At 65.7% G+C, this 24,196-nt stretch carries 24 protein-coding genes; 10 read left to right on the forward strand and 14 right to left on the reverse strand.

Annotated elements, in window-relative coordinates:
* Positions 1 to 21 precede the first annotated feature (21 nt).
* Positions 22 to 825: a response regulator transcription factor gene (locus tag GJ695_RS08160; protein ID WP_166455032.1), complete on the forward strand. Its 804-nt coding sequence runs from the start codon at positions 22 to 24 to the stop codon at positions 823 to 825.
* Entirely contained in the window at positions 822 to 1,742 is a 921-nt protein-coding gene (locus GJ695_RS08165) for an ATP-binding protein (protein WP_154363652.1), read from the forward strand. The genes GJ695_RS08160 and GJ695_RS08165 overlap by 4 nt, the downstream gene beginning before the upstream one ends.
* On the opposite strand, the gene prmC is transcribed toward GJ695_RS08165, so the two are convergent.
* The 5 genes from prmC to GJ695_RS08190 form a co-directional block, all read right to left on the reverse strand.
* Positions 1,743 to 2,585, reverse strand: coding sequence for a peptide chain release factor N(5)-glutamine methyltransferase (gene prmC / locus GJ695_RS08170; RefSeq protein ID WP_154363654.1), 843 nt, complete (start codon positions 2,583 to 2,585; stop codon positions 1,743 to 1,745).
* Entirely contained in the window at positions 2,582 to 3,061 is a 480-nt protein-coding gene (locus GJ695_RS08175; RefSeq protein ID WP_154363656.1) for a disulfide bond formation protein B, read from the reverse strand. Before GJ695_RS08175 ends, prmC begins: the two co-directional genes overlap by 4 nt.
* A 133-nt stretch (positions 3,062 to 3,194) precedes the next feature.
* Positions 3,195 to 4,271: a peptide chain release factor 1 gene (gene prfA / locus GJ695_RS08180; RefSeq protein ID WP_154363658.1), complete on the reverse strand. Its 1,077-nt coding sequence runs from the start codon at positions 4,269 to 4,271 to the stop codon at positions 3,195 to 3,197.
* A gap of 69 nt (positions 4,272 to 4,340) precedes the next feature.
* Positions 4,341 to 5,615, reverse strand: a complete 1,275-nt coding sequence (hemA, locus tag GJ695_RS08185) for a glutamyl-tRNA reductase (RefSeq protein ID WP_154363660.1) — start codon at positions 5,613 to 5,615, stop codon at positions 4,341 to 4,343.
* A 97-nt stretch (positions 5,616 to 5,712) separates the two neighbouring features.
* On the reverse strand, positions 5,713 to 6,402 hold the full coding sequence (locus GJ695_RS08190; protein ID WP_154363662.1) for a response regulator transcription factor: 690 nt from the start codon (positions 6,400 to 6,402) through the stop codon (positions 5,713 to 5,715).
* 236 nt (positions 6,403 to 6,638) lie between these two features.
* Here GJ695_RS08190 and GJ695_RS08195 point away from each other — a divergent pair, with 236 nt between their 5' ends.
* Positions 6,639 to 7,151, forward strand: a complete 513-nt coding sequence (locus GJ695_RS08195; protein WP_154363664.1) for a hypothetical protein — start codon at positions 6,639 to 6,641, stop codon at positions 7,149 to 7,151.
* A gap of 103 nt (positions 7,152 to 7,254) precedes the next feature.
* Here GJ695_RS08195 and minE read toward each other — a convergent pair whose 3' ends face one another.
* From minE to metE, 4 genes are all read right to left on the reverse strand, one after another.
* Positions 7,255 to 7,506: a cell division topological specificity factor MinE gene (minE, locus tag GJ695_RS08200; protein WP_154358125.1), complete on the reverse strand. Its 252-nt coding sequence runs from the start codon at positions 7,504 to 7,506 to the stop codon at positions 7,255 to 7,257.
* A 2-nt stretch (positions 7,507 to 7,508) separates the two neighbouring features.
* Positions 7,509 to 8,324, reverse strand: coding sequence for a septum site-determining protein MinD (gene minD, locus GJ695_RS08205; protein ID WP_166455020.1), 816 nt, complete (start codon positions 8,322 to 8,324; stop codon positions 7,509 to 7,511).
* 27 nt (positions 8,325 to 8,351) lie between these two features.
* Entirely contained in the window at positions 8,352 to 9,128 is a 777-nt protein-coding gene (gene minC / locus GJ695_RS08210) for a septum site-determining protein MinC (protein WP_154363666.1), read from the reverse strand.
* 117 nt (positions 9,129 to 9,245) lie between these two features.
* Positions 9,246 to 11,582 carry a 5-methyltetrahydropteroyltriglutamate--homocysteine S-methyltransferase gene (gene metE / locus GJ695_RS08215; RefSeq protein ID WP_154363668.1) on the reverse strand — a complete coding sequence of 779 codons (2,337 nt, stop codon included), beginning with the start codon at positions 11,580 to 11,582 and terminating at the stop codon, positions 9,246 to 9,248.
* 107 nt (positions 11,583 to 11,689) lie between these two features.
* Between metE and GJ695_RS08220 the strand changes: the two genes are divergently transcribed.
* The 6 genes from GJ695_RS08220 to GJ695_RS08245 all read left to right on the forward strand — a co-directional run bounded on the left by GJ695_RS08220 (position 11,690) and on the right by GJ695_RS08245 (position 16,868).
* Positions 11,690 to 12,598, forward strand: a complete 909-nt coding sequence (locus GJ695_RS08220) for a LysR family transcriptional regulator (protein ID WP_154363670.1) — start codon at positions 11,690 to 11,692, stop codon at positions 12,596 to 12,598.
* Between the two features lie 247 nt (positions 12,599 to 12,845).
* The gene (locus GJ695_RS08225; RefSeq protein WP_154363672.1) at positions 12,846 to 14,024 is read left to right on the forward strand and encodes an acetyl-CoA C-acetyltransferase; all 1,179 of its coding nucleotides are present in this window, start codon (positions 12,846 to 12,848) and stop codon (positions 14,022 to 14,024) included.
* Between the two features lie 73 nt (positions 14,025 to 14,097).
* Positions 14,098 to 14,838: an acetoacetyl-CoA reductase gene (phbB, locus tag GJ695_RS08230; RefSeq protein WP_154358129.1), complete on the forward strand. Its 741-nt coding sequence runs from the start codon at positions 14,098 to 14,100 to the stop codon at positions 14,836 to 14,838.
* Between the two features lie 91 nt (positions 14,839 to 14,929).
* Complete coding sequence (gene pip, locus GJ695_RS08235; protein WP_154363673.1) at positions 14,930 to 15,886, forward strand: prolyl aminopeptidase; 957 nt, start codon at positions 14,930 to 14,932, stop codon at positions 15,884 to 15,886.
* A 68-nt stretch (positions 15,887 to 15,954) separates the two neighbouring features.
* Positions 15,955 to 16,395 (forward strand): DUF2721 domain-containing protein, encoded by a 441-nt coding sequence (locus GJ695_RS08240; protein ID WP_154363834.1) that lies wholly within the window; start codon positions 15,955 to 15,957, stop codon positions 16,393 to 16,395.
* A 20-nt stretch (positions 16,396 to 16,415) separates the two neighbouring features.
* The gene (locus tag GJ695_RS08245; protein WP_154358131.1) at positions 16,416 to 16,868 is read left to right on the forward strand and encodes a hypothetical protein; all 453 of its coding nucleotides are present in this window, start codon (positions 16,416 to 16,418) and stop codon (positions 16,866 to 16,868) included.
* 11 nt (positions 16,869 to 16,879) lie between these two features.
* Here GJ695_RS08245 and GJ695_RS08250 read toward each other — a convergent pair whose 3' ends face one another.
* Positions 16,880 to 17,476, reverse strand: coding sequence for an SRPBCC family protein (locus tag GJ695_RS08250; RefSeq protein ID WP_229260295.1), 597 nt, complete (start codon positions 17,474 to 17,476; stop codon positions 16,880 to 16,882).
* 96 nt (positions 17,477 to 17,572) lie between these two features.
* On the opposite strand from GJ695_RS08250, the gene GJ695_RS08255 reads away from it, so the two are divergent.
* Positions 17,573 to 19,639, forward strand: coding sequence for an NADPH-dependent 2,4-dienoyl-CoA reductase (locus tag GJ695_RS08255; RefSeq protein WP_154363675.1), 2,067 nt, complete (start codon positions 17,573 to 17,575; stop codon positions 19,637 to 19,639).
* Here the strand turns inward: GJ695_RS08255 and GJ695_RS08260 are convergent.
* The 4 genes from GJ695_RS08260 to pdxR all read right to left on the reverse strand — a co-directional run bounded on the left by GJ695_RS08260 (position 19,636) and on the right by pdxR (position 24,136).
* Entirely contained in the window at positions 19,636 to 20,400 is a 765-nt protein-coding gene (locus GJ695_RS08260) for a substrate-binding periplasmic protein (protein WP_154363677.1), read from the reverse strand. The two genes, GJ695_RS08255 and GJ695_RS08260, sit on opposite strands and share 4 nt — an antisense overlap.
* The gene (locus tag GJ695_RS08265) at positions 20,400 to 22,112 is read right to left on the reverse strand and encodes a cation:proton antiporter domain-containing protein (protein ID WP_154363679.1); all 1,713 of its coding nucleotides are present in this window, start codon (positions 22,110 to 22,112) and stop codon (positions 20,400 to 20,402) included. Before GJ695_RS08265 ends, GJ695_RS08260 begins: the two co-directional genes overlap by 1 nt.
* A gap of 80 nt (positions 22,113 to 22,192) precedes the next feature.
* Positions 22,193 to 22,639, reverse strand: coding sequence for a carboxymuconolactone decarboxylase family protein (locus GJ695_RS08270; RefSeq protein WP_154363681.1), 447 nt, complete (start codon positions 22,637 to 22,639; stop codon positions 22,193 to 22,195).
* 87 nt (positions 22,640 to 22,726) lie between these two features.
* Positions 22,727 to 24,136 carry a MocR-like pyridoxine biosynthesis transcription factor PdxR gene (gene pdxR / locus GJ695_RS08275; RefSeq protein ID WP_154363683.1) on the reverse strand — a complete coding sequence of 470 codons (1,410 nt, stop codon included), beginning with the start codon at positions 24,134 to 24,136 and terminating at the stop codon, positions 22,727 to 22,729.
* Between the last annotated feature and the right edge of the window lie 60 nt (positions 24,137 to 24,196).

Below are 24,196 nucleotides of genomic sequence, written 5' to 3' on the forward strand. Positions count from 1 at the left end.
GTTCCTGACGAGGAGCGCGCTATTCTTGCCCTGAATACAACTGAACAAGCACGGCCCGGCATCCTGATCGTCGACGACGAGCGGGAGGAACTGCGCTTTCTCACCGATCTGCTGCGCCGCCAGCTGTACCACGTGCGCAGCGCCAGCGACGGCATGGCCGGCTACCAGGCCGCGCTGGCCGCGCCGCCGGACCTGATCCTGATGGACGTGCGCATGCCGGGCATGGACGGCTTTGCCGCCTGCCGGCTGCTGAAGGCCAATCCGGCCACGCGCGCCATTCCCATCATCTTCCTCAGCGCCCTGGACGAGCCGGACGAGCGCGTCGCCGGACTGGCCATGGGCGGCGTCGATTTCGTCGCCAAGCCCTACCACCCGGCCGAGGTGTTCGCGCGCGTGCGCATCCACCTGGAACTGGCCGGCCTGCGCAAGGCCGGGCCGGCAGCCGAGGATGCGCCGGCGCCGGCGCTGCCCAGCCTGCACGACCCGGACGAGGTGGTGGCGCTGGCCGCCATGCGCCTGATCGACGACAACCTGGCGGCGTCGCTGACGCTGGCCGGCATCGCCCGCGCGCTCGGCACGCACGAGAAGCGGCTGTCGCAAGCCTTCCGCCGCCACGTCGGCACCACCGTGTTCGCCTACCTGGGCGAGGCGCGCATCCGGCGCGGCCGGCAACTGCTGGCCGACACCGACATGACGGTGCAGCAGATCGCCGAGCTGACCGGTTTCCGCAGCGCCGCCAACTTCGCCACCGCCTTCCGCGAACAGGTCGACAGCACGCCCACCGCCTACCGCCAGGCCATGCGCCAGCAGGTTTCGCTGCCGTGAGCGGGGACGAGCTGGACGCCGCCCGCATCCGCGCCCGCCTGCTGGCGGCCCTGCACCACGACCTGCGCGCGCCGCTGGCGCGCATCGCCACCCGCGCCAGCACCGGCTGGGTCGACGTGCCGGCCATGGAGAACGACGCGCGGCGCCAGCTGGAGTGGCTGTCCGACTTGCAGGAGTGCGCGCGCTTCGAGTTGCAGCCGCCGGAACTGGCGGCGGCGCCGGCCTATCTGCACGGGCTGATGCGGCATGTGACGCACGACGGCGCCGAACTGCCGCCGCTGGCGGTGCTCGATGCGCGCCGCCTGGCGCAGGTGCTGGCGCGGCTGCGCGAACATTCGGGCGGGCCGCTGGTGCTGCAAGTGCGGCGCACGGCGGACGCGGTGCGGCTGCACTTCCAGTCCGGCACGGCGGAAGCCCCCTGGCGCGACTTTAAAGGCTCGCTGGCGGACGAACGCATCCTGCCCGGGGTGATGGTGGCGGCGCACCTGGTGCGCGCCATGGGCGGCGTTTTGCAGCAGAGCGGCGACGCCCTGCGCTTCGAGACGAGCGCACCGCTGGCGGAGGAGCAGGACGCCATGCCGCCGACGCCGCACTTCGACTGGCCCGAACCGTTCGGCAGCGGCCACGCCATCCTGCTATTGGAGCCGCACCAGCCGATGCAGGATTACCTGAGCGAGATCCTGGAAAGCGCGGAGTTCGACGTGCAGTACGAGCCGCAGGACCGCGAGCCGGCGCTGATCCTGTGCGCCGACGAAAGCGTGTGGGACATCTGGCCGCGCGAGGAAGCGCCGCCGGTGCTGTTGCATGGCGTGGTGCCGCCGGCGCGGCCGATGGATTTCGTCGAGGTGCTGTACAAGCCGGCGCCGCCGGCCATGCTGCTGTCGGCCTTGCGCCGGCGCCTGCAGATCAGGATTTGATTAGCCTGGCAGCTTGCCGCCGCTGACGCGTTCGATGCCGGCCAGGTCCTGCCAGCTGCGGACTTCCGCGTAGCCCGCCGCGGTGAGCAGCGCGCGCACCGCCTGCGCCTGGTCGTAGCCATGTTCCATCAGCAGCCAGCCCTGCGGCTTGAGGTGCGGCGGCGCGCCGGCGATGATGATGCGCAGCGCCGACAGGCCGTCGGCGTGGTCGGTCAGCGCCCCCACCGGCTCGTAGCGCAGATCGCCTTCCGACAGATGCTGGTCGCCGCTGGCGATGTAGGGCGGGTTGGAGGCGATCACGTCGAACGGCGCGGCCCCTTGCAGCGCGGCATACCAGTCGCTTTGCAGGAAGGTGACGCGGGCGTGGTTGGTATCGGCGTTGCGCCGGGCGACGGCCAGCGCGTCGGCGCTGACGTCGAGCGCGGTGACGTCGGCGTCGCGGCGCGTGTGCGCCAGCGAGACGGCGATGGCGCCGCTGCCGGTGCCCATGTCGAGCGCGCGGCCGTTGAGCGGCAGGCGGTCCAGCGTCAGCTCGACCAGCAGTTCGGTGTCCGGCCGCGGAATCAGCACGGCGCTGCCGACTTCAAACGGCAGGCCGAAAAACTCGCGCTGGCCGACGATGTAGGCGATCGGTTCGCCATCGAGGCGGCGCCGCACCAGCGCGGCGAAGCGCTGCGCCTCGCCGGCGCTCAATTCCCGTTCGGACTGGGTGATCAGGGCGATGCGGTTCAGGTCCAGCGCGTGGCACAGCAGCACGCGGTAATCCAGTCCGTCGAGCAGCGACTGTCGTTGCAGCGCGGCGATGGTGACGCCGGCCATGATGGCGCTGGTGGCGTCGATCATGCGCGCACGCGGCGGATCAGCACCCAGGCCAGGGCCAGCGTGCACAGCGCGAACCACAGGAAGGACCACTGCGGAATCGACAGGCCGAACCATGGCGCCAGCGCGTCCTCGCACAGGCCGTCGGCCTGGAACAGGAACGGCAGGTAGGTGGCGGTCGGGATTTTGTTGAGCATGGTTTCCATCGGATCGATGCCGCACGACAGGCCGGGATGGGCCAGCACCCACAGGTGCTTGCCGGCGGTGCCCAGGCCGCCCAGCGCGGCCAGCAGGCCGAGGCCGACGGGCGCCAGCGGCTTCGGCTTGCCGACGTAGGCGCCGATCAGCGCGCACACGCCGATGGCGATGAACAGGTAGCGCTGGATCACGCACAGCGGGCAAGGCAGCATGTCCAGCCCGTGCTGCAGATACAGGGCGACGCCGATCAGGCCAAAGGCGGCGATGGCGATGGACAGCAGCAGGGAGCGGGTAGTTATCATGACGTGGTCCGTAGGGGTAATGCGCGCAATTTTCGCACAATGTTGCTAATCGGGCCTTAGACGGCTCTTAATTTCCCCCACCGGCGCATGCCCGGGGTCTGACCCGGCGGGTCAGACCCCTTCGGCCTTGGGTTTAATCGCCGAGCGCCGCCAGCAGCTCGGCCTGGTGTTCGGCGATCAGCGCGTTGGTCATCTCGGTCAGGTCGCCGTCCATGATGAAGTCCAGCTTGTACAAGGTCAGGTTGATGCGGTGATCGGTCATGCGCCCCTGCGGATAGTTGTAGGTGCGGATGCGTTCGCTGCGGTCGCCGGAACCGATCAGGCTCTTGCGGGTGGCCGCTTCCTTGGCCTGCGCCTCGCGCAGCTGCACGTCCTTGATGCGGGTGGCCAGCACCTTCATCGCTTGCGCCTTGTTCTTGTGCTGCGAGCGGTCGTCCTGGCACTCGACCACGATGCCGGTCGGCAGGTGGGTGATGCGGACGGCGGAATCGGTCTTGTTGATGTGCTGGCCGCCGGCGCCGGACGCGCGGTAGGTGTCGATGCGCAGCTCGGACGGATTGATGTTGACGTCCTCCACCTCATCGGCCTCCGGCATCACCGCCACCGTGCAGGCCGAGGTGTGGATGCGGCCCTGGGTTTCGGTGGCCGGCACGCGCTGCACGCGGTGGCCGCCGGATTCGAACTTCAGCTTGGAGTACACGCCGTTGCCGACCAGGCGCACGATCACCTCGCGGTAGCCGCCCAGGTCCGAGGTCGATTCCGACACCATCTCCACCTGCCAGCGGTTGCGCTCGGCGAAGCGGGTGTACATGCGCAGCAGGTCGCCGGCAAACAGCGCCGACTCGTCGCCGCCGGTGCCGGCGCGGATTTCCAGGAAGATATTGCGGTCGTCGTTGGCGTCCTTCGGCAGCAGCATTTTCTGCAGCTCCAGGTCCAGTTCGGCGGTGCGCGATTTGGCGGCTTCGATTTCTTCCTGGGCGAAGTCCTTCATGTCGGGATCGGCCAGCATCTCTTCGGCGGCGGCGATGTCGCCCAGCGCTTCCTGGTAGGACTTGTAGACCGCCACCAGCGGGCCGATCTCGGCGTGCTCGCGGGTCATCTTGCGGTAGCTGTCCATGTTGTCGGTGGCGCCTTCGGACATCAGCAGTTCATCGAGTTCGACCAGACGGTTTGCCAATTGATCGAGCTTGGCCAGCATGGATGGTTTCATAGCGTATTCTTTGGAGAGTGAAGCAGGCGCCGCGGGGCGGCGAGGGGAGGCGGCAGGGAAGCGGAAGCGCTAACGGCGGCCGCGGAACATCTGTGGCAGGATTTCCGCCAGCTGCGCGCGTTCGTCGCCGTGGGCATGGCGCAGCGCCTGCTGCGGGCCATGCATGAACTTGGCGGTCAGGCCTTTGGACAGGGCTTCGAGCACGGTGTCGATGTCCTCGCCCCTGGCCAGCATCTTGCGCGCGCGTTCCAGTTCCAGCAGGCGCAGCGCTTCGCCGTTTTCCTGCAGGCTCTGGATCACCGGCACCACGGCGCGGTCGTCGATCCAGTGCATGAAGGACTGCACGCGGGTTTCGATGATGGCTTCGGCCTGCGCCACGGCGGCCTGGCGGTTTTCCAGGCCGGTCTGCACCACCTTGCCGAGGTCGTCGACGGTGTAGAGGAAGGCGTCGTTGAGGCGCGCCACTTCCGGTTCGATATCGCGCGGCACGGCCAGGTCGACCATGAACATCGGCTTGTGGCGGCGCGCCTTGATCGCGCGTTCCACCATGCCCAGGCCGATCAGCGGCAGCGACGAGGCGGTGCACGAGATGACGATGTCGTACTGGTGCAGCTTGTCCTGCAGGTCGGCCAGGCGGATGGCGCGGCCGCCGTAGCGGTGCGCCAGCAGCTCGCCGCGTTCCAGCGTGCGGTTGGCGATGGTGATGGATTTCGGATTCTGCGCCGCGAAGTGGGTGGCGCACAGCTCGATCATTTCGCCGGCGCCGATGAACAGCACGTTCTGCTCGGCGATCTTGTCGAAGATGCGCTGCGACAGGCGCACGGCGGCGGCGGCCATCGACACGCTGTGGGCGCCGATTTCGGTGGTGCTGCGCACTTCCTTGGCCACCGAGAACGAGCGCTGGAACAGCTGGTGCAGATAGGTGCCGAGGCCGCCCGCTTCGTCGGCGGTGCGGATGGCGTCCTTGATCTGGCCGAGGATCTGCGTTTCGCCCAGCACCATCGAGTCCAGCCCGGAGGCGACGCGGAAGGTGTGGCGCACGGCGTCGTGCTGCGGCAGCATGTACAGGTGCGGACGCAGTTCGGCGTAGTTGAGCTTGTGGAAATCAGCGAGGAAATGCGCGCCGGCGTCGAGCGGGTCGGGCACGGTGCTGGCCGCGTACAGCTCGGTGCGGTTGCAGGTCGACAGGATGGCGGCCTCGTCGGAACCGCGATGGTCGATGCGTTCAAACCACGAGCGCGCCGCCACCACCGCCTGCCCGAGCTGGTCGGGGGCGAACGCCAACTGCTCGCGGAGCGAGACCGGAGCGGTAGTGTGGTTGAGGCCGACGGCAAGCAGCTGCATTTCGGGTCCAGGCGTTGAATATGCGGTCATTATACCGTGAGTACCCGGATGTTGCTTCTAGGACTGCTCAAAGAGATAGCAACAGCCTGTCCGCAGGTCAGGCGCCGAGCTTTTCCAGGCGGTAGCCGTAGCTGTAGACCGGCACCAGGCGGAAGCCGTTTTCTGGTTTTAACTGCAATTTGTTGCGGACGCGGGAAACGTGGGTGTCCATGGTGCGCGACGGCACCACGGTTTCACGTATCCATACCGCCTCATGGATGTAGGCGCGCGACAGCGGACGGCCGATGTTGCGGAAAAATAACAGTGCCAGGTAGAACTCTTTGTGGGTGACATCCAACACTATGCCGTCCATCAGCAGCCGGCCGGGGCGCGTTTCGAAGACATATTGCCCGAATTGCAACTGCTCGGCGCCATTCTGCGCCGGGTAGGCGCGGCGCAGCAGGGCTTGCACGCGCGCCACCATTTCGCTGCGGCGCAGCGGCTTGATCATGTAATCGTCGGCGCCGGCGGCCAGGCCGGCGACGATGTCGTCCTCGCCCGAGCTGGTGGTCAGGAACAGCACCGGCGCGCTGTCGTGCAGCTTCTCCTTGGCCCGGCGCAGCACCTCGGCGCCGCTCAGGTCGACCACCTGCCAGTCGAGGATCAGCATGTCGTAGCTGTCCTTGCGCAATTGCGCCAGCACGTCTTTGGCGGTCTGGAAGCTGTGGCAGATGTGGCCGGCCGAGGTGAGGACCTGGCAGATCAGTTCGGCTTGGCTGCGATCGTTGTCGAGTACGGCAATTCTCATACTGCTGCCTGCTGGAAAATGTTAAGGAGAAGTCACTCCAAATATAACAGAGATTTACAAATACCTTAGCAAAAAGGCTAAAAATATTTTTTTAAGACACTATCTGTGCCTTCTTGATAATGCTTGATTTCCCTGTGCGCGCCCGCATGTTGATTACACGGTACACTGGAAAAACGCTGAATTCAATGCAGAAGTTGAAAAATAGCAAGAAGTGACAAGGCTCTCCGGGAGGCACGATGCGCGGCAAAAAAGACACAAATTGGGCGCTGGTGCCGGCTTCGGCAGGCGATATCGCCGCCGTGCGCGAACGCTGTCGCCAGCTGGTGCGGCGCCGCGCGATGCTGTCGGCCGGCGTGGCGGCGGTGCCGATTCCGGGTCTCGACGTGGTGTCCGACCTGCGTCTGTTCGCGCTGCTGATCGACGACATCAACCAGGAATTCGGCCTGTCGGAACAACAGATCGAGCGCCTGCAGCCGAAGTTCCGGCTGATCGCCTACGAAGCGGCGATCGGCGTCGGCGGCATGCTGGTGGGCAAGGTGGTGACGCGGGAAGTGGTGGTGCAGCTGTTGAAGCGCACCGGTTTCAAGGCGGTGGCCAGGCAGGCCGGCAAGCTGGTGCCGCTGGCCGGGCAGCTGGCGTCGGCCGGCATCGGCTTTTTCGCCTTCCGCCAGATCGGCTACCAGCACGTGGAAGCCTGCGCCAGGGTGGCGCAGGAACTGGTGACGGCCGGCGTGCACCGGCCGGCGTGATACTCAGGTTGTTTCAAAATGCGCGCAGCGAGGCGCGGCGACGAAGACAGTGCAACCTGCACGGCAAGGAGCCGCAACGAAGCTGCGTGCTTTTTGAAACGACCTAGGCGTCGGGGAGGACCACGTTGACGTCCAGGACTTCCAGGTTGCCCTGGCGGTCCAGCGAGATCTTGATGTCGTCGGCATTGACCTTGGTGTACTTGGAGATCACCTCGATCAGTTCCTTGTGCAGCGCCGGCAGGAAGTCCGGGCCGGCGCGGCCGCTGCGCTCGCGCGCGATGATGATCTGTAACCGTTCCTTGGCCGCGGTGGCGGTCTTTTGTTTAGGCGGAAACAGGAAAGAAAGCAGTGCCATGGTTACTTGCTCCCGAAGATACGCTGCAACAGGCCGGGCTTTTCATAATTGGTAAAGCGCAGCGGCAAGTCTTCGCCGAGGAAGCGCGACACCACGTCTTCGTAGGCTTCCGCAACATCGGTGCCCTTGAAGTGAATCGCCGGGTTGCCCTGGTTCGAAGCATGCAGCACCGATTCCGATTCCGGAATGATGCCGATCAGTGGAATGCGCAGAATCTCCTTCACATCTTCGAACGACAGCATCTCGTCCGCTTCCACGCGTTTCGGCGAGTAGCGGGTGATCAGCAGGTGCTCCTTGACCGGCTCGCCGCCGGTCTGGGCGCGGCGCGACTTGGCCTGGATGATGCCGAGGATGCGGTCGGAATCGCGCACCGACGACACTTCCGGATTGGTGACGATGATCGCTTCATCGGCAAAGGTCAGCGCCATCAGCGCGCCGTGCTCGATACCGGCCGGCGAGTCGCAGATGATGAACTCGAAGCCCATGTTGATCAGTTCATGCAGCACTTCTTCCACGCCGTCTTCCGACAGCGCGTCCTTGTCGCGCGTCTGCGAGGCCGGCAGGATGAACAGGTTGTCGCAGTGCTTGTCCTTGATCAGCGCCTGGGTCAGCGTCGCTTCCTTGTTGATCACGTTGATCAGGTCGTACACCACGCGGCGTTCGCAGCCCATGATCAGGTCGAGGTTACGCAGGCCGACGTCGAAGTCGATGACCGCGGTCTTGTGGCCGCGCATGGCCAGGCCGGTCGAGAAGCTGGCGCTGGAGGTGGTTTTACCGACACCGCCCTTGCCGGACGTTACAACAATAATTCTTGCCACGAATAATCCTTTTCAGAGTGGTGTGCGTCAAGCGCGGTTAGCCGTATTGACAGATGATATATCGATTCTGTCACCGACCAGGCGAATTTGCGTCGGCGAGCGCGCATATTCCTGGGGGAAACCGTCTTCAAACGTGCTGTAGACGCCGGCGATGGAGACCAGCTCCGGCGACATGTTCAGTGCAAAAATGCGCGCCTGGGCATTGCCCGAGGCGCCCGCCAGCGCGCGGCCGTTGAGCGTGTTGTACACGTGGATGCTGCCGTCGGCGATGATTTCGGCGCCGTTGTTGACCACGGCGGTGACCACCAGGTCGCAGCCGCGCGCGTAGATGCGCTGGCCGGCGCGCACCGGCGTGTCGATGATCATCACGCCGCCGTCGGCGACCGGCTGGGCCTGGGCGGCAGCCACCGCCACCGGCGTCGGCGCGGTGTCCGGCGTGGCGGCAGGCGCCGGCCTGGCCGCTTCCTCTTCACGCGGCTTGGCGCTGGCGGTTTCCAGGCTCAGACCGTGGGCGGCGATGTCGGCCGCCATGTCCGGCGGCGCGTTGCGCACGGCGACCGGGTTCAGGCGGTATTTTTTCAGCAGGGCGATCAGGCCGCCCCAGTCGACCGCTTCGCAGCCGGCCGGCAGCGCGGCGACGTCGATCACGGTCAGGTCGTCTTCGAAGAAGTCGGCGGTGCCGCCGGTCATTTCGGCCAGCGCGGCGTCGAGAGCGAGGCGGTCGGCCGTCGCCAGAATGGCGGAGACGGCGACGACGGTGGAAATCTTGATTTCGATGGGCTTTTGAAACAGGCTCTTGGACATGGGCGACAGTATCAGGGTTAGCCTCGCGCGCATGCGCAGGCACCAGCATTCTACTGTGGAAAATGGGGAAAGGGGAGGCCCGCCACGCGTGCGGGCCTTGAAAAATGCGGGATTTGGCTAGTAGATGGCGCGCAGCTGGCGCGCGGCGGCGACCATATTGCGCAGCGCGGCCTGGGTTTCCGGCCAGCCGCGCGTCTTCAGGCCGCAGTCCGGATTGACCCACAGGTTGGCCGGCGGGATCACCGCGCTGGCCTTTTGCAGCAGCCGCACCATCTCCTGCTGGTCCGGCACCCGCGGCGAGTGGATGTCGTAGACGCCGGGACCGATCTCGTTCGGGTAGCGGAACTGGCCGAAGCCGTTCAGCAGTTCCATGTCCGAGCGGCTGGTCTCGATGGTGATGACGTCGGCATCCATGGCGGCGATCTGCGGCAGGATGTCGTTGAACTCGGCGTAGCACATGTGGGTGTGGATCTGCGTGGCGTCGCCCACGGCGCTGGCCGACACGCGGAAGGCCTGCGTGGCCCAGTCCAGGTAGTCGTCCCAGCGGCTGCGGCGCAGCGGCAGGCCTTCGCGCACGGCCGGTTCGTCGATCTGGATGATGCCGATGCCGGCCTGTTCCAGGTCGGCCACCTCGTCGCGGATGGCCAGCGCGATCTGCAGCGCGGTGCGCGAGCGCGGCTGGTCGTCGCGCACGAACGACCATTGCAGGATGGTGATGGGGCCGGTCAGCATGCCTTTCATCGGTTTGCCGGTCAGGCTTTGCGCGTGCACGGTCCAGTCGACCGTCATGGCTTTCGGACGGCTGACGTCGCCGTAGATGATCGGCGGCTTGACGCAGCGCGAGCCGTAGGATTGCACCCAGCCCAGCCGGGTGAAGGTGAAGCCGTCGAGCTGCTCGCCGAAGTATTCGACCATGTCGTTGCGTTCGGCTTCGCCGTGGACCAGCACGTCCAGGCCCAGTTCCTCCTGCTGGCGCACGGCGTAGGCGATTTCCTCGCGCATCGTGGCGGCGTAGCCGGCGGCGTCGAGTTCGCCGCGCTTGAAGCTGGCGCGGGCGCTGCGGATGGCCGGTGTCTGCGGGAAGGAGCCGATGGTGGTGGTCGGGAAGGGCGGCAGCTGGAAGCGGGCGCGCTGTTCGGCCTGGCGCTGGGCGAAGCCGGAGCGGCGCTGGCCGGCGTCGGCCGGCAGGGCGTCCAGGCGCTCGCGGACGGCGGCCTGGTGCACGCGCGGACTGGCGCGGCGGCTGGCGATGGCGGCGCGGGAGGCGGCCAGCGCGCTGGCGGCATCTTCACCGTGCAGCGCGCGTTTCAGCACGTCCAGTTCGTCCAGCTTTTCGCCGGCGAAGGCGAGCCAGGAGCGGATCTCGCCGTCGAGCTGGTTTTCGGCCGCCAGCGTGAACGGCACGTGCAGCAGCGAGCACGACGAGGACAGCCACAGCTTGCCGGCGCGCTTCTCGACGATCGGCGCCAGCACGGCCAGCGCGGCGTCGAGGTCGGTGCGCCAGATGTTGCGGCCGTCGACGATGCCGACCGACAGCACCTTGTGCACCGGCAGCCAGTCGGCGATGCTGGCCAGTTCCTGCGGCGCGCGCACGCCGTCGACGTGCAGGCCGGCCACCGGCAGGCGGCAGGCCAGGCCGAGGTTTTCTTCCAGCGGCGAGAAATAGGTCGCCAGCAGCAGCGGCACGCCGACCTGGTTCAGCTGCCAGTAGCTGTTTTCGAAGGCGCTGCGCCATGGCGCCGGCAGGTCGAGTCCGAGGATGGGTTCGTCGACCTGCACCCATTGCACGCCCTGGGCTTTCAGGCGGTCCAGCACCTGGCCGTAGATCGGCAGCAGCTGGTCCAGCAGGGCGAGGCGGTCGAAACCGGCGGTCCTGGTTTTGCCCAGCCACAGGAAGGTCAGCGGGCCGATCAGCACGGCCTTGACCGCGTGACCGAGGGCCTGCGCTTCGGCCACTTCGTCGAACAGGCGCTCGCAGGCCAGCGAGAAGGCGGTTTCCGGCGTGAACTCGGGCACCAGGTAGTGGTAGTTGGTGTCGAACCACTTGGTCATTTCCAGCGCGGCGGCGGCCGGCAGGGCGTCGGCCGTGTGCGCGCCGCAGCCGCAGCCGGCGTCGTGGGCGTCGCCGCTGCGGCCGCGCGCCATGGTGAAGTAGCGGCTCAGTTGCGACTGCTGCGGCTGGAAGCCGTAGCGCGCCGGTTCGCAGCCCAGCAGCTGGATGTGGTTGGCCACCTGGTCGTAAAAGGCGAAATCGCCGACGCTGACGAAATCGAGGCCGGCGTCGCGCTGCAAGGCCCAGTGGCGCGCGCGCAGTGCGCGGCCGGTGCTTTCCAGTTCGGCGTCGCTGAGTTCGCCGCGCCAGTTTTTCTCCAGCGCAAATTTCAGTTCGCGCGCCGCGCCGATGCGCGGGAAGCCGGGAACGTGGGTATGGATCGCATTCTTGGTGGTGGTCATGGTGCCTGTCATCCGCATTTAATATTGGTGGGATAAAGTGTGCGGCAAACCGGTCTATAATCAAAACGAAAGATTTTGCGGCTTCACATGAAAAAAATTAATAGACCATGCTAGAGATACGCCACCTCCGCACCTTGAGCGCGCTGCGTTCGGCCGGCAGTCTGGTGCGCGCTGCCCAACTGCTCAACCTGACGCAGTCGGCCCTGTCACATCAAATCAAATTGCTGGAAGATCGCTACGGCGGCCCGCTGTTTGAGCGCAAATCGGTGCCGATCGGCTTTACCGCCACCGGCAGCCGGCTGCTCAAGCTGGCCGACCTGCTGCTGCCGGAAATCGAAACCGCCGAGCGTGAAGTTGCGCGCCTAATGCAGGGAGATACCGGCCAGTTGCGGGTGGCTCTGGAGTGCCACACCTGCTTCGACTGGCTGATGCCGGTGATGGACGAATTCCGCAAGCGCTGGCCCGAAGTGGAGATCGACCTGGTGTCCGGCTTCCATAGCGAGCCGGCCGATTTGCTGCGCAGCGGCGAAGCCGACCTGGTGATCGGTTCGGACTACGGCCCGGACTTCGCCACCTTCCCCCTGTTCCGCTTCGAAATCCTGGTGGTGATGGCGCAGAAGCACCGCCTGGCCCAGCAGCGCCGCCTGCAGGCCGCCGATTTCGACGGCGAAACGCTGATCACCTACCCGGTGCCGGAAGAACGCATCGACCTCATCCGCGAGGTGCTGCATCCGGCCCACATCCCGTTCCAGCGCCGCACCGCCGAATTGACGGTGGCGGTGCTGCAACTGGTCGCCAGCCGCCGCGGCATTGCCGCGCTGCCCAACTGGGCCATCAAGAACTACGTCGACTACGACTACGTCATCGCCCGCCCGGTCGGTGAGCAGGGCTTGTGGAGCGATCTGTTTGTCTCGGTGCAGGAGGCGCAAAAGCACAAGGCCTATGTGCTCGACTTCGTCAATGTGATACGCGAACAATGCGCCGCCTCGCTCGACGGTATCAAATTATTATCGTGACAAATAGTTATTGTTTCTGCAAAATATACTCATGGGATTTGATACGCATCAAAGTGCGTGCTGATATCGGCGCATACGATTAGTGCCCACCAGTTGCGCTGCGGGCATGGATGCTGCTAGCAAATCTGGAGTTTCTCGCGGCAGCGCAGCATTGAAACCTCCCACGCCTTTCAGACGGACGGCGTATGATAAAAGTTCGCGTTGTCGCTCAACTTAGCCGGCTCCGGCTGGCGCATTGGAGAATCAAATGGATGATGTAGTTATCGTTGCTGCCGGCCGCACCGGTGTGGGTAAATTCGGCGGCAGTCTGGCCAAGATCCCGGCTTCCGAGCTGGGCGCTCATGTCATCAAGGGCCTGCTGGCCAAATCCGGCATCGATCCCAACCTGATCAGCGAAGCCATCCTCGGCCAGGTGCTGACCGCCGGCGTCGGCCAGAACCCGGCGCGCCAGGCGGTGATCAAGTCCGGCCTGCCGAACACCATTCCCGGCTTCACCATCAACCACGTGTGCGGCTCCGGCCTGAAGGCCACCCACCTGGCGGCGCAGGCGCTGAAGGCGGGCGACTCGCAGATCATCATCGCCGGCGGCCAGGAAAACATGAGCGCCGCACCGCACGTGCTGCCGGGCTCGCGCGACGGCTTCCGCATGGGCGACATCAAGATGATCGACAGCATGATCGTCGACGGCCTGTGGGACGCCTTCAACCAGTACCACATGGGCACCACCGCCGAGAACGTCGCGAAGAAATACGAGATCTCGCGCGCCGAGCAGGACGAGTTCGCGCTGCAGTCGCAGTTGAAAGCCGAAGCCGCGCAAAAGGAAGGCAAGTTCAAGGACGAAATCCTGCCGCTGGAAATCGTGCAGAAAAAAGGCAGCTTCGTTTTCGACACCGATGAATACGTCAAGCCGGGCTCGACGCTGGAAGGCCTGGCCGCCCTGCGTCCGGCCTTCGCCAAGGACGGCACCGTCACCGCCGGCAACGCCTCCGGCATCAATGACGGCGCCGCCGCCGTCATCATGACCACCGCCACCAAGGCCAAGGAACTGGGCCTGCCGGTGCTGGCCAGGATCAAGGCCTACGCCTCGTCCGGCCTGGACCCTGCCTACATGGGCATGGGCCCGGTCTCGGCCACCAAGCTGTGCCTGAAAAAAGCCGGCTGGACGCCGGACGACCTGGACCTGCTGGAAATCAATGAAGCGTTTGCCGCGCAAGCGGTGGCGGTCAACAAGGAAATGGGCTGGGACACTAGCAAGATCAACGTCAATGGCGGCGCCATCGCCATCGGCCACCCGATCGGCGCGTCCGGCGCCCGTATCCTGGTCACGCTGATCCACGAAATGATACGCCGCGACGCCAAGAAAGGCCTGGCCTCGCTGTGCATCGGCGGCGGCATGGGCGTGGCGCTGGCGATCGAGCGCGCGTAAGCACAATAAAAACAGCGGCCCGGCTCCAGGCCGGGCCAACTTCGAATTTTCGGCATCATACGAGGGGACAATTATGGCAAGAGTGGCATTGGTAACCGGTGGCATGGGTGGTCTGGGCGAAGCAATCAGTTATAAACTGTCGGCGCTGGGCTATTGCGTCGTGACGACCTATTCCCCCGGCAATCCGAAGGTGGAACAGTGGCTGGCGACGACGCGCGACCAGGGCTACAACTTCCGCGCCTATCCATGCGACGTGTCGGACTACGAGTCGGCACAGGCTTGCATCGCCGCGATCGAAAAAGACATCGGCCCGGTCGACATCCTGATCAACAACGCCGGCATCACGCGCGACATGACGTTCAAGAAAATGGACAAGGTCAACTGGGACGCGGTCATGAAGACCAACCTCGATTCCGTGTTCAACATGACCAAGCCGGTGTGCGACGGCATGATCGAGCGCGGCTGGGGCCGCATCATCAACATTTCGTCGGTCAACGGCCAGAAGGGCGCGTTCGGCCAGACCAACTATTCAGCCGCCAAGGCCGGCATGCACGGCTTCACCAAGGCGCTGGCGCTGGAAGTGGCCAAGAAGGGCGTCACCGTCAACACCATCTCGCCCGGCTACATCGGCACCAAGATGGTGATGGAGATCCCGCAGGACGTGCTGGACAGCAAAATCATCCCGCAGATTCCGATGGGCCGCCTGGGCAAGCCGGACGAGGTGGCGGGCCTGGTGGCCTACCTGTCGTCGGACGAGGCAGCTTTTGTCACCGGCGCCAACATCGCCATCAACGGCGGCCAGCACATGTCGTAACACGCGGCACCGTTGAAACGCCAGAGCCGGGTTCGTTCGCGATCCCGGCTTTTTTTTCGTACAATCTGCTATCGATGCCTAAAGGATAGCCATGTTCGACCCTGCCGCCACTTTGTTCCCGCCGATCGCGCCGTCCCGTCACGGCATGCTGGCGGTCGACGACCTGCACACCATTTATTGGGAAGAGGTCGGCAATCCGGACGGCATTCCGGTGATTTTCCTGCATGGCGGCCCCGGCGCCGGCCTGTCGCCGCAGCACCGCCGCTTCTTCGATCCGGAACAGTACCGCGTGATCCTGTTCGACCAGCGCGGCGCCGGCAAGTCGACGCCGGTGGGCGAGTGCCGCCACAACACCACCCAGCTGCTGATCGAGGACATCGAGCGCCTGCGGCGGATGTTCGGCATAGAACAGTGGCTGGTGTTCGGCGGCTCGTGGGGATCGACCTTGGCGCTGGCCTATGGCGAGGCGCATCCGGAGCGCTGCCTCGGCTTCGTGCTGCGCGGGATCTTCCTGTGCACGCAAAAGGAAATCGACTGGTTCCTCGACGGCGCCCAGTGGTTCCATCCTGAAATCCATGCCGAATTCATCGCGCCGATTCCCGCAGCCGAGCGCGGCGACCTGTTGCAGGCTTATGTGAAGCGCATCATGAGCGACGACCCGGCCGTGCACTGGCCGGCGGTGCGCGCCTGGAGCCGTTTCGAAGGCCGCCGCGTGTTCCTGCTGCCGCAGCCCGACGATACGCCGTCCGACGCGCTGGACCTCGGCATCGGCCGGCTGGAATCGCACTACATGGCCAACCTCGGCTTCTTCAGCGACGACCAGCTGGTGCGAAACGTCAGCCGCATCGCCCACCTGCCGGTGGTGATCGTGCAGGGCCGCTACGACGTGATCTGTCCGCCGGTATCGGCCTGGCGCCTGCACCAGGCCTGGACCGGCTCGGTGCTGCACCTGATTCCGGACGCCGGCCACGGCGCCATGGAAAAAGGCATCGCGCAGGCGCTGGTGACGGCCACCGAGCAGTTCAAGCGGCAGCGCCGCTTTGCCTGAAAACGGCCCGTGGGAGACGCGGGCTGCTACACTGTGACTAATCGATAAGAATAAAACGTATGGCAATCATGAACATCCAGACCGGGGACATCGGTCACATCATTCAACTGGCGATCGCGCCGGTGTTCCTGCTCTCGGGCGTGTGCACCAACCTGATCGTGCTGACCAACCGGCTGGCGCGCATCATCGACCGTTCGCGCGTGCTGGAAGACCGGCTCGATGTCGCCTACAGCGACCCGTATCTGAATGAACTGGATCTGCTGTACCGCCGTTCGCACCTGATCAATATGTCGATCGGCCTGTCGACCGCCTGCGGCCTGATGGTCTGCCTGATCATCGCCCTGCTGTTCCTGGGGGACATCACCAACATCGCGCTCGATAAATACATCGCCGGCATGTTCGTGGTGGCGGTGATCTGCCTGGTCGGCAGCTTTGTCGCCCTGATGCGCGAAATCTTTGTGGCGTCGGCGTGGATGCGTTCCCAGCGCCACGTGCGCCGCAAGCGTTAACCTTTTTTTGTGAGAACACCATGCACGACTACCAACGCCCGCCCACCCTGTACCGCTACGGCGTGCGCGAAGACCTGGAACTGGCGCTGACCCAGGGCCAGTTCATCCTCCGTCCCGCCTCCAACTGCCTGACCCTGAGCTTTTCCCAGGCCTGGGACAGCAAGCTGTTCGAGCTGTTCTCGTCGGATGCCTGCCTGATCGTGCACAACACCGAGGAATTCGGCGAGCGCCTGCACCGCGCGGTGCAGCGTGCCCTGCCGAGCTGGGCCGGCATCGACGGCGCGGTGGAATACGGCACGCGCGCGGCCCTGGGCGCGGCCTTCACCAAGACCGCCGCCGAGGCGCAGGAACAGGAGTGGCAGTTCGCCTGGCGCGCCATGCAGGCGCAATTGAGTCTGAATCCGGTGCTGATCAAGATCGGCAGCCTGGAAAACTTCGCCGAGCTGCGCTCGCAGGACACCTACCTCGCTTAGATAGCAGCCGCTCAAGGCTGGGGAATCGCCTCGACCTTCGGCGCGTCGCGCCGATCGAGGCGCGCCAGCACGGCGTTCATCATTTTCTCGATGTCGCCGCGCACCATCTTGGCGCCGAGCAGGCTGGGGACGTAGAAGTTCGGCATCAGCTTGCCGTGGTAGATGATCTTGGTGCCGCCGGTTTCCGGCACCGGCACCAGTTCCCAGCGCGCCTCGTAGTGCTTCATGTCGCCGGAGATCAGCGAGATCTCGATCGAGGACATCGGCTGTTCGACCGCGCGCACGATCAGGTGGATGGTCTTGGCCATGAACAGGAAGCGGGCCACGCCGAATTGTTCGATGATCACCTCACCGCTGTTGCGCGACAAGACCTTGGACGATTCCATGTCCGGGACAAATTCCGCCATGCGTTCGTAGCCGGTGAGGATGCGCCATACCTTGGGCAGTGGCGCGGCCACCGTGCCGGTGGCGTCCACTTCATACATATGTTGGCCGTCCTGATCGACGCGGTTGACCGACACTTCCAGCTTGGGCAATTCAAGCTTTGGTGTTTGCGCCATCACCTGGGCGGTCACACCCAACAACAAAAACACAAGGAATCGCATCATTTGACCAGCGTAAGGCAAAGGGTGGCAGAATACAAGAGCAGCACGCACGGACTTTAGAAGCCCGGGTCTAGAGATTTGGGATTTAATGCGGGCATTATGAAAACGACACCTTACCCCCACCTGCTGGCTCCCCTCGACCTCGGATTCACGACGCTGCGCAACCGCGTCGTCATGGGATCGATGCATACAGGCCTCGAAGACCGCTTCTACAACTACGGCAAACTGGCGGCATTCTATCGCGAACGCGCGCGCGGCGGCGTCGGTCTGATCGTCACCGGCGGTATTTCTCCCAACCGGTCCGGCTGGCTGTTACCCTTTGGAGGTACGCTCAATTACAAGGGCGACGTGGTCAATCACCGCCGCGTGACCAGGGCGGTGCACGAGGAGGGCGGCAAGATTCTGATGCAAATTCTGCATTCGGGCCGCTATGGCTACCAGCCCTTCGTGGTGTCGGCCTCCGACAAGAAATCGCCGATCTCGCCGTTCAAGCCGCGCGCGCTGACCGAGGCCGGCATCGAACAGACCATCCGCGATTACGCGCGCTGCGCCAGGCTGGCGCGCGACGCCGGCTACGACGGCGTCGAGGTGATGGGCAGCGAAGGGTATCTGCTCAACCAGTTCCTGTGCGCGCGCACCAACCTGCGCACCGACCAGTGGGGCGGCAGCATCGAGAACCGCATGCGGCTGTCGGTGGAAATCGTCAAGCGCATCCGCGCGGAAGTGGGCAATGACTTCATCATCATGTACCGCCACTCGCTGCTGGACCTGGTCGAAGGCGGCAACACCTGGGACGACGTGATCGCCGTCGCCAAGGCCTTGCAGCATGCCGGCGTGTCGATCCTGAACACCGGCTACGGCTGGCACGAGGCGCGCGTGCCGACCATCGTCACCTCGGTGCCGCGCGGCGCCTTCGCCAGCCTGGCGGGCCGCCTGCGGCTGGAGGTGAGCATTCCGGTGGTGGCGTCCAACCGCATCAACATGCCGGCCGAAGCGGAAGGCATCCTGCAGCGCGGCGAGGCCGACATGATTTCGATGGCGCGGCCGTTCCTGGCCGATTCGCATTTCGTGGTGAAGGCGGCCGAGGGGCGCGCCGATGAAATCAACACCTGCATCGGCTGCAACCAGGCCTGCCTGGACCACACCTTCTCGCGCCAGCGCGCCAGCTGCCTGGTGAATCCGCGCGCCTGCCACGAGACGGAGCTGGTGTATGCGCCGGCGGCGAAGAAGCGCCGCGTGGCGGTGGTCGGCGCCGGACCGGCCGGCTTGTCGGCGGCCACGGTGGCGGCCGAATGCGGCCACGATGTGACGCTGTTCGACGCCAGCGACAGCATCGGCGGCCAGTTCAAGATCGCCATGCAGGTGCCGGGCAAGGAGGAATTCGCCGAGACCATCCGCTACTTCGGCCGCAAGATCGAACTGACCGGCGTCAAGCTGCAACTGAACACGCGCGTCACGCGCGAGCAGCTGCTGGCCGACGGCTATGACGACGTGATCGTCGCCACCGGCATCAAGGTGCGCATGCCGCCGATCGACGGCATCGACCACCCGAAGGTGCTGTCGTACCTCGACGTCCTGCGCGACAAGGCGCCGGTGGGCAAGCGCGTGGCCATCATCGGCGCCGGCGGCATCGGCTTCGACATGGGCGAGTACCTACTGCACGATCCGAAACATGCGCTGCCGCTGGCGCTGGATGTCTGGGCCAAAGAGTGGGGCGTGAGCATGAAGGGCGATACGCCGGGCGGCCTGGTGCCGGCGGCGCAGCCGGAGCCGGTGCGCCAGCTGTATCTGTTGCAGCGCAAGACCTCGCGCCTTGGCGCGGGCCTGGGCAAGACCTCGGGCTGGGTGCACCGCGCGGTCTTGGCGCGCAACGGCGTGGTGATGATCGGCGGCGTGCAGTACGACCGCATCGACGAGCAGGGCCTGCACATCACGGTGGGCGGCGAACAGCGCCTGCTGTCGGTGGATAACGTGGTGATCTGCGCCGGGCAGGACAGCCTGGTGGAGTTGATGCCGTCCGAGGAAGAGGCCAAGGCGAATGCGCAATGGCCGCGCTTCCACAAGATCGGCGGCGCCGCGCTGGCGGCGGAACTGGACGCCAAGCGCGCCATCAAGGAAGGCGCCGAACTGGCCGTCGCGCTGTCGCCGCTGACGGCTAACCGCTAGCAGCTGCTTTCGGCGCTGCGCTTGTCCATGTACTTCTGCACGGTGCGCGCCTTGTTCATGCGCTCGATGGCCTCGTTCAGCACCGGCATATAGCTGTTGAAGGACGAGGCTTTCGGCACCGCGATCACCGCCGGTTCCGCGTTGACCGGCCTTGGCGTCACCGCCCATTTGCTGACGCCGGGGAACAGGCAGTTGAGGCGGACTTCCAGCTGCGGCGGGGTGCGGTTGCTGTCGATGAGTACCGCGTCCACGCGGCCGCTGTCGAGCATCTTGAAGCGGCTCGCGAGCGTGACCGCGTTTTCCTCCACCATGAAGGTCTTGCCGCGCTGCGCCTCGAATTCGGGGCCGAACTGGCCGCCGCTGGAAATCGAGATGATCTTGCCGCGCAAATCCTCCCAGCTGCGGAAATCGATCGGCCGCTGTGTGGTCGTCACCAGCCACTGATTGACTTCATACAGCGGCCTGGTGAAGTTGAAGACGCGCGCGCGTTCCTGCGTCTCGGTGGCGCCGAACAGCAGGCCTTCGCCGTTCTTCGCCTTCATCTGTGCGCGGCGCCACGGATAGGGGTGCACCACCAGCTTCAGGCCCGACTCGGCGGCCAGCAGGCTGATGATGCCGCTCATGGTCACCATGCCGGTGGAGGGCTGGCCATTCGGTTCGATCTGCTCGGCGAGGAACACCGGGATTTCCGGCTTGTCCTCGGCCCGGCTCACCGCGCTCAAGACGGTGAGCGCCAGCATGGCAAATACAGTTTTCTTCATCAGTGCGCGTGGTCGGTTTTCTTTAGCGTGTCCATCACGTAGGCGGTCATGCCCTTGGCCAGCTCCTGTTCGCCCATGAAGATCTCGCCGGCGCGCTCGCTGCGCAGCAGGTCCGCTTCCGCATCGTTGTGGGTGCGCACCACGGTCTTGATGTCCGGGTTGAGCGCGCGCGCGGTCTCGATCATGGCGCGCACGTGGAAGGTGTCCGGCGTGGCGATCACCAGCATCGACGCGTGCTGGATGTGGGCCTGGATCAGCACCGCCGGCTCGCCGGCGTTGCCGGCCACCGCCGGCGTGCCTTCCTTGCGCAGCTGGTCCACCACTTCGCGGTTCTGCTCCGCCACCACGTAGGGAATCTTCTGCTCCTTGAGCGCGGCGGCGATGCGGCGGCCCACGCGGCCGTAGCCGACCAGCACCACCTGGTTGCGCAGGTGCTCGTGCGGCACGTTCATCGGCAGCTCGGCCAGCGGGTCGGCCGGGCGGTCGAACCTGGCGGCCAGGCCGGGATTCCGGCCCAGCCAGCGCTCCAGCGGCTTGGTGAGGCGGAACACCACCGGATTGACGGCGATGGAGATGATGGCGCCGGCCAGGATCAGGCTCTGGCCTTCGACCGGCATCAGCTTCAGCGACAGGCCCAGCGCCGCCAGGATGAAGGAGAACTCGCCGATCTGCGCCAGGCTGGCCGAGACCATCAGCGCGGTCTTGGCCGGGTAGCGCAGCAGCAGCACCAGCAGGAAGGCGGCCACCGACTTGCCGACCACGATGATGGCGACCACGGCCAGCAGCTTGAGCGGCTGCTCGACCAGAATCGACGGCTCGAACAGCATGCCGACCGAAACGAAGAACAGCACCGCGAAGGCGTCGCGCAGCGGCAGCGATTCCTCGGCGGCGCGGTGCGCCAGCGCCGATTCGCGCAGCACCATGCCGGCAAAGAAGGAACCCAGCGCGAACGACACGCCGAAGTAATGGGTGGAGGCGTAGGCGATGCCGACGGCGGCGGCGATCACGCACAGCGTGAACAGCTCGCGCGAGCCGGTGCGCGCCACCTGCCACAAGATCCACGGGAACAGCTTGCGGCCGACCACCAGCATCAGCACGATGAAGGCGCCGACCTGGCCCAGGGTGATGGCCAGCGTGGTCCACAGGCCGCCGTCGCCGGCGCCGTGGCCATCCACCGCTTCACCGCCGAGTGAACCGGCCAGCGCCGGCAGCAGCACCAGCACCAGCACGGTGACCAGGTCTTCCACCACCAGCCAGCCGACCGCGATGCGGCCGTTGAAGGTGTCGAGGATGCCGCGCTCCTCCAGCGCGCGCAGCAGCACCACGGTGCTGGCCACGGACAGCGCCAGGCCGAACACCAGGCCGCCGCCGATGGTCCAGCCCCAGAAGTGGGCCAGTCCCATGCCAAGCGCGGTAGCGACGGCGATCTGCAGGATGGCGCCGGGCAGCGCCACCTTGCGCACATCCCACAGGTCTTCCAGCGAGAAGTGCAGGCCGACGCCGAACATCATCAGCATCACGCCGATTTCGGCCAGCTGGCCGGCCAGGGCGGTATCGGCCACGAAGCCCGGCGTGGCCGGACCGATGATAATGCCCGCAGCGAGATAACCCACCAGCGCCGGCAGCTTCAGGCGCGTTGCAAGATAACCGAACAGGAGACCGGCTCCCAGTGCGGCGGCGATGGTGGTAATCAGACCGATATTGTGGGGCATGCGTGCGGGGTTCCTTCAAAAAGGATAAGGGAAACCCCGAGATTATCATACTCGCCCTGCCGGAACCTTAAGCTTGCCCTTTAAGCCAATGCCGCCGGCTGCATGCGGAAGCTGACGCCGAAGCGGTTGTAGGCGTTCATCAGCGCCACGGCGACGGTGAGGTCGGCCAGCGCCTGCTCGCCCAGCACTTTCAGCGCCTGCTGGTAGTCGGCGTCCGGCACCCTGGTCTGGTCGACGCGGGTGACGGTTTCGGCCCAGGCCAGCGCGGCCTGTTCCTTGTCGCTGAACAGGGCGGCCGCTTCGTCCCACACCGGCACCAGCGCGATCTTGTCGCTCTTGACGCCCTGCTTGAGCAGGTCGCGGGTGTGCATGTCGATGCAGTAGGCGCAGCCGTTGATCAGCGAGATGCGCAGGTACACCAGTTCCAGCAGCTCGGCCGGCAGCGCCGACTTCACATACTCGTGGACGGCGCCGAAGCCTTTGTACGCTTCCGGGGCAAATTTGAATACTTCCAGACGCTTGCTCATGATGATTTCCTTTAAGTGGTGAATGACGATGGAATCATTGTGCGCGCACATGGCCTATGCTTGAAGGGCCATAAATGGCATTTGAAACTAGGCCATGATTTTCAGGATGCGTTTGCCCAGCTCACGCGCGCGCGCCGGCGTGTCGATATTGGTGAAGGCCAGCAGCAGCGCCGGCCCGCCGTGCGGCAGCACGCCGCGCTCGGACAGCGCCAGCGCCGACATGCCATGCTCGCGCATGCGCGCCGCCACGGCGCGGTCGCTGTGGCGGCCCTTCATGCGCAGCACCAGGTGCATGCCGCCCGGCTGCGGTTCGACCTGCACGTGCCTGCCCAGCGCCGCCGCCAGGCCGTCGGCGGCGATCTGGCGGCGTTCCGCATACAGGCGCCGCATGCGCTGGATGTGGCGCGCGAAGTGGCCCTCGTTCATGAAGTCGGCCACGATGTGCTGCATCAGCGTCGGGCCGGCGGCGGCGAAGGTGCGGGTGATGTGTTCGAAGCGCTCCACCTGCGCCGGCGGCACCACCAGGTAGGCCAGCCGGATCGCCGGGAACAGCACCTTGCTGAAGGTGCCGGAGTACAGCACGCGGCCATCGCGGTCCAGGCTTTTCAGCGCCGGCAGCGGGCGGCTGACGTAGCGGTATTCGCCGTCGTAGTCGTCCTCGACGATCCAGGCGCCGGCCTGCGCGGCCCAGTCCAGCAGCGCCAGTCGGCGCGGCAGCGACAGCGACACGCACAGCGGGCTTTGATGCGCCGGCGTGACGATGGCGGCCCTGGCGCGCGGCGCGCTGGCCACGCCGTGCGCCACCATCAGGCCTTCCGCGTCGACCTGCACCGGCACCGGCGTCAGGCCGGCGTCGCGCAGCAGCTCGCTGGTGGGCGGGTAGCCGGGATCCTCGACCCAGACGTCGTCGCCCGGTTGCAGCAGCGCGCGCGTGACCAGCTCCATGCTGTTGCGGTAGCCGTTGGTGATGAACACCTGCGACGGTGTGCAGTCGATGCCGCGCGACAGTTGCAGGTAGGTGGCGATGGCGATGCGCAGCTCGGGCAGGCCGGCCCACGGCGGGTAGATCATGTCCTCCGGCTGGGTGGCGCGCACCGCGCGCGCCGCCAGCCGCGCCCACACCTTGCGCGGGAAGACGTCCAGCGCCGGTATGCCCATCTGGAACGGCCTGGTGGAGGAGGCGGCGTCGCCCAGGTTGCTGTGGGCCGGCGCCGAGGACAGCATGGGCGCCGGCGCCGCGGGTGCGCGGCGCGCCAGCGCGGTCGTGACCACGGTGCCGGCCTGGCCGCGCGCTTCCACATAGCCTTCCGCCGTCAGCAGGCCGTAGGCCGATTCCACCGTGCCGCGCGCCAGGCCCAGCTCCAGCGCCAGGGCGCGCGCGGCGGGGATGCGGTCGCCCGGCTGCAGCAGGCCGTCGGCGATGGCGCCGCGGAAGCGGCTGTAGATCTGGCGGTACAGCGGTTCGGCCGCGCTGGTGTCGAGCTGAAGGAAATCCATGGTCTACTCCATATGTCGTTTCATGGCTCTGTGGATTATGCCATCGCCGCACTACGATGG

Origin of the sequence: Duganella alba, assembly GCF_009674495.1 — a bacterium.
GTDB lineage: Bacteria > Pseudomonadota > Gammaproteobacteria > Burkholderiales > Burkholderiaceae_D > Rugamonas > Rugamonas alba.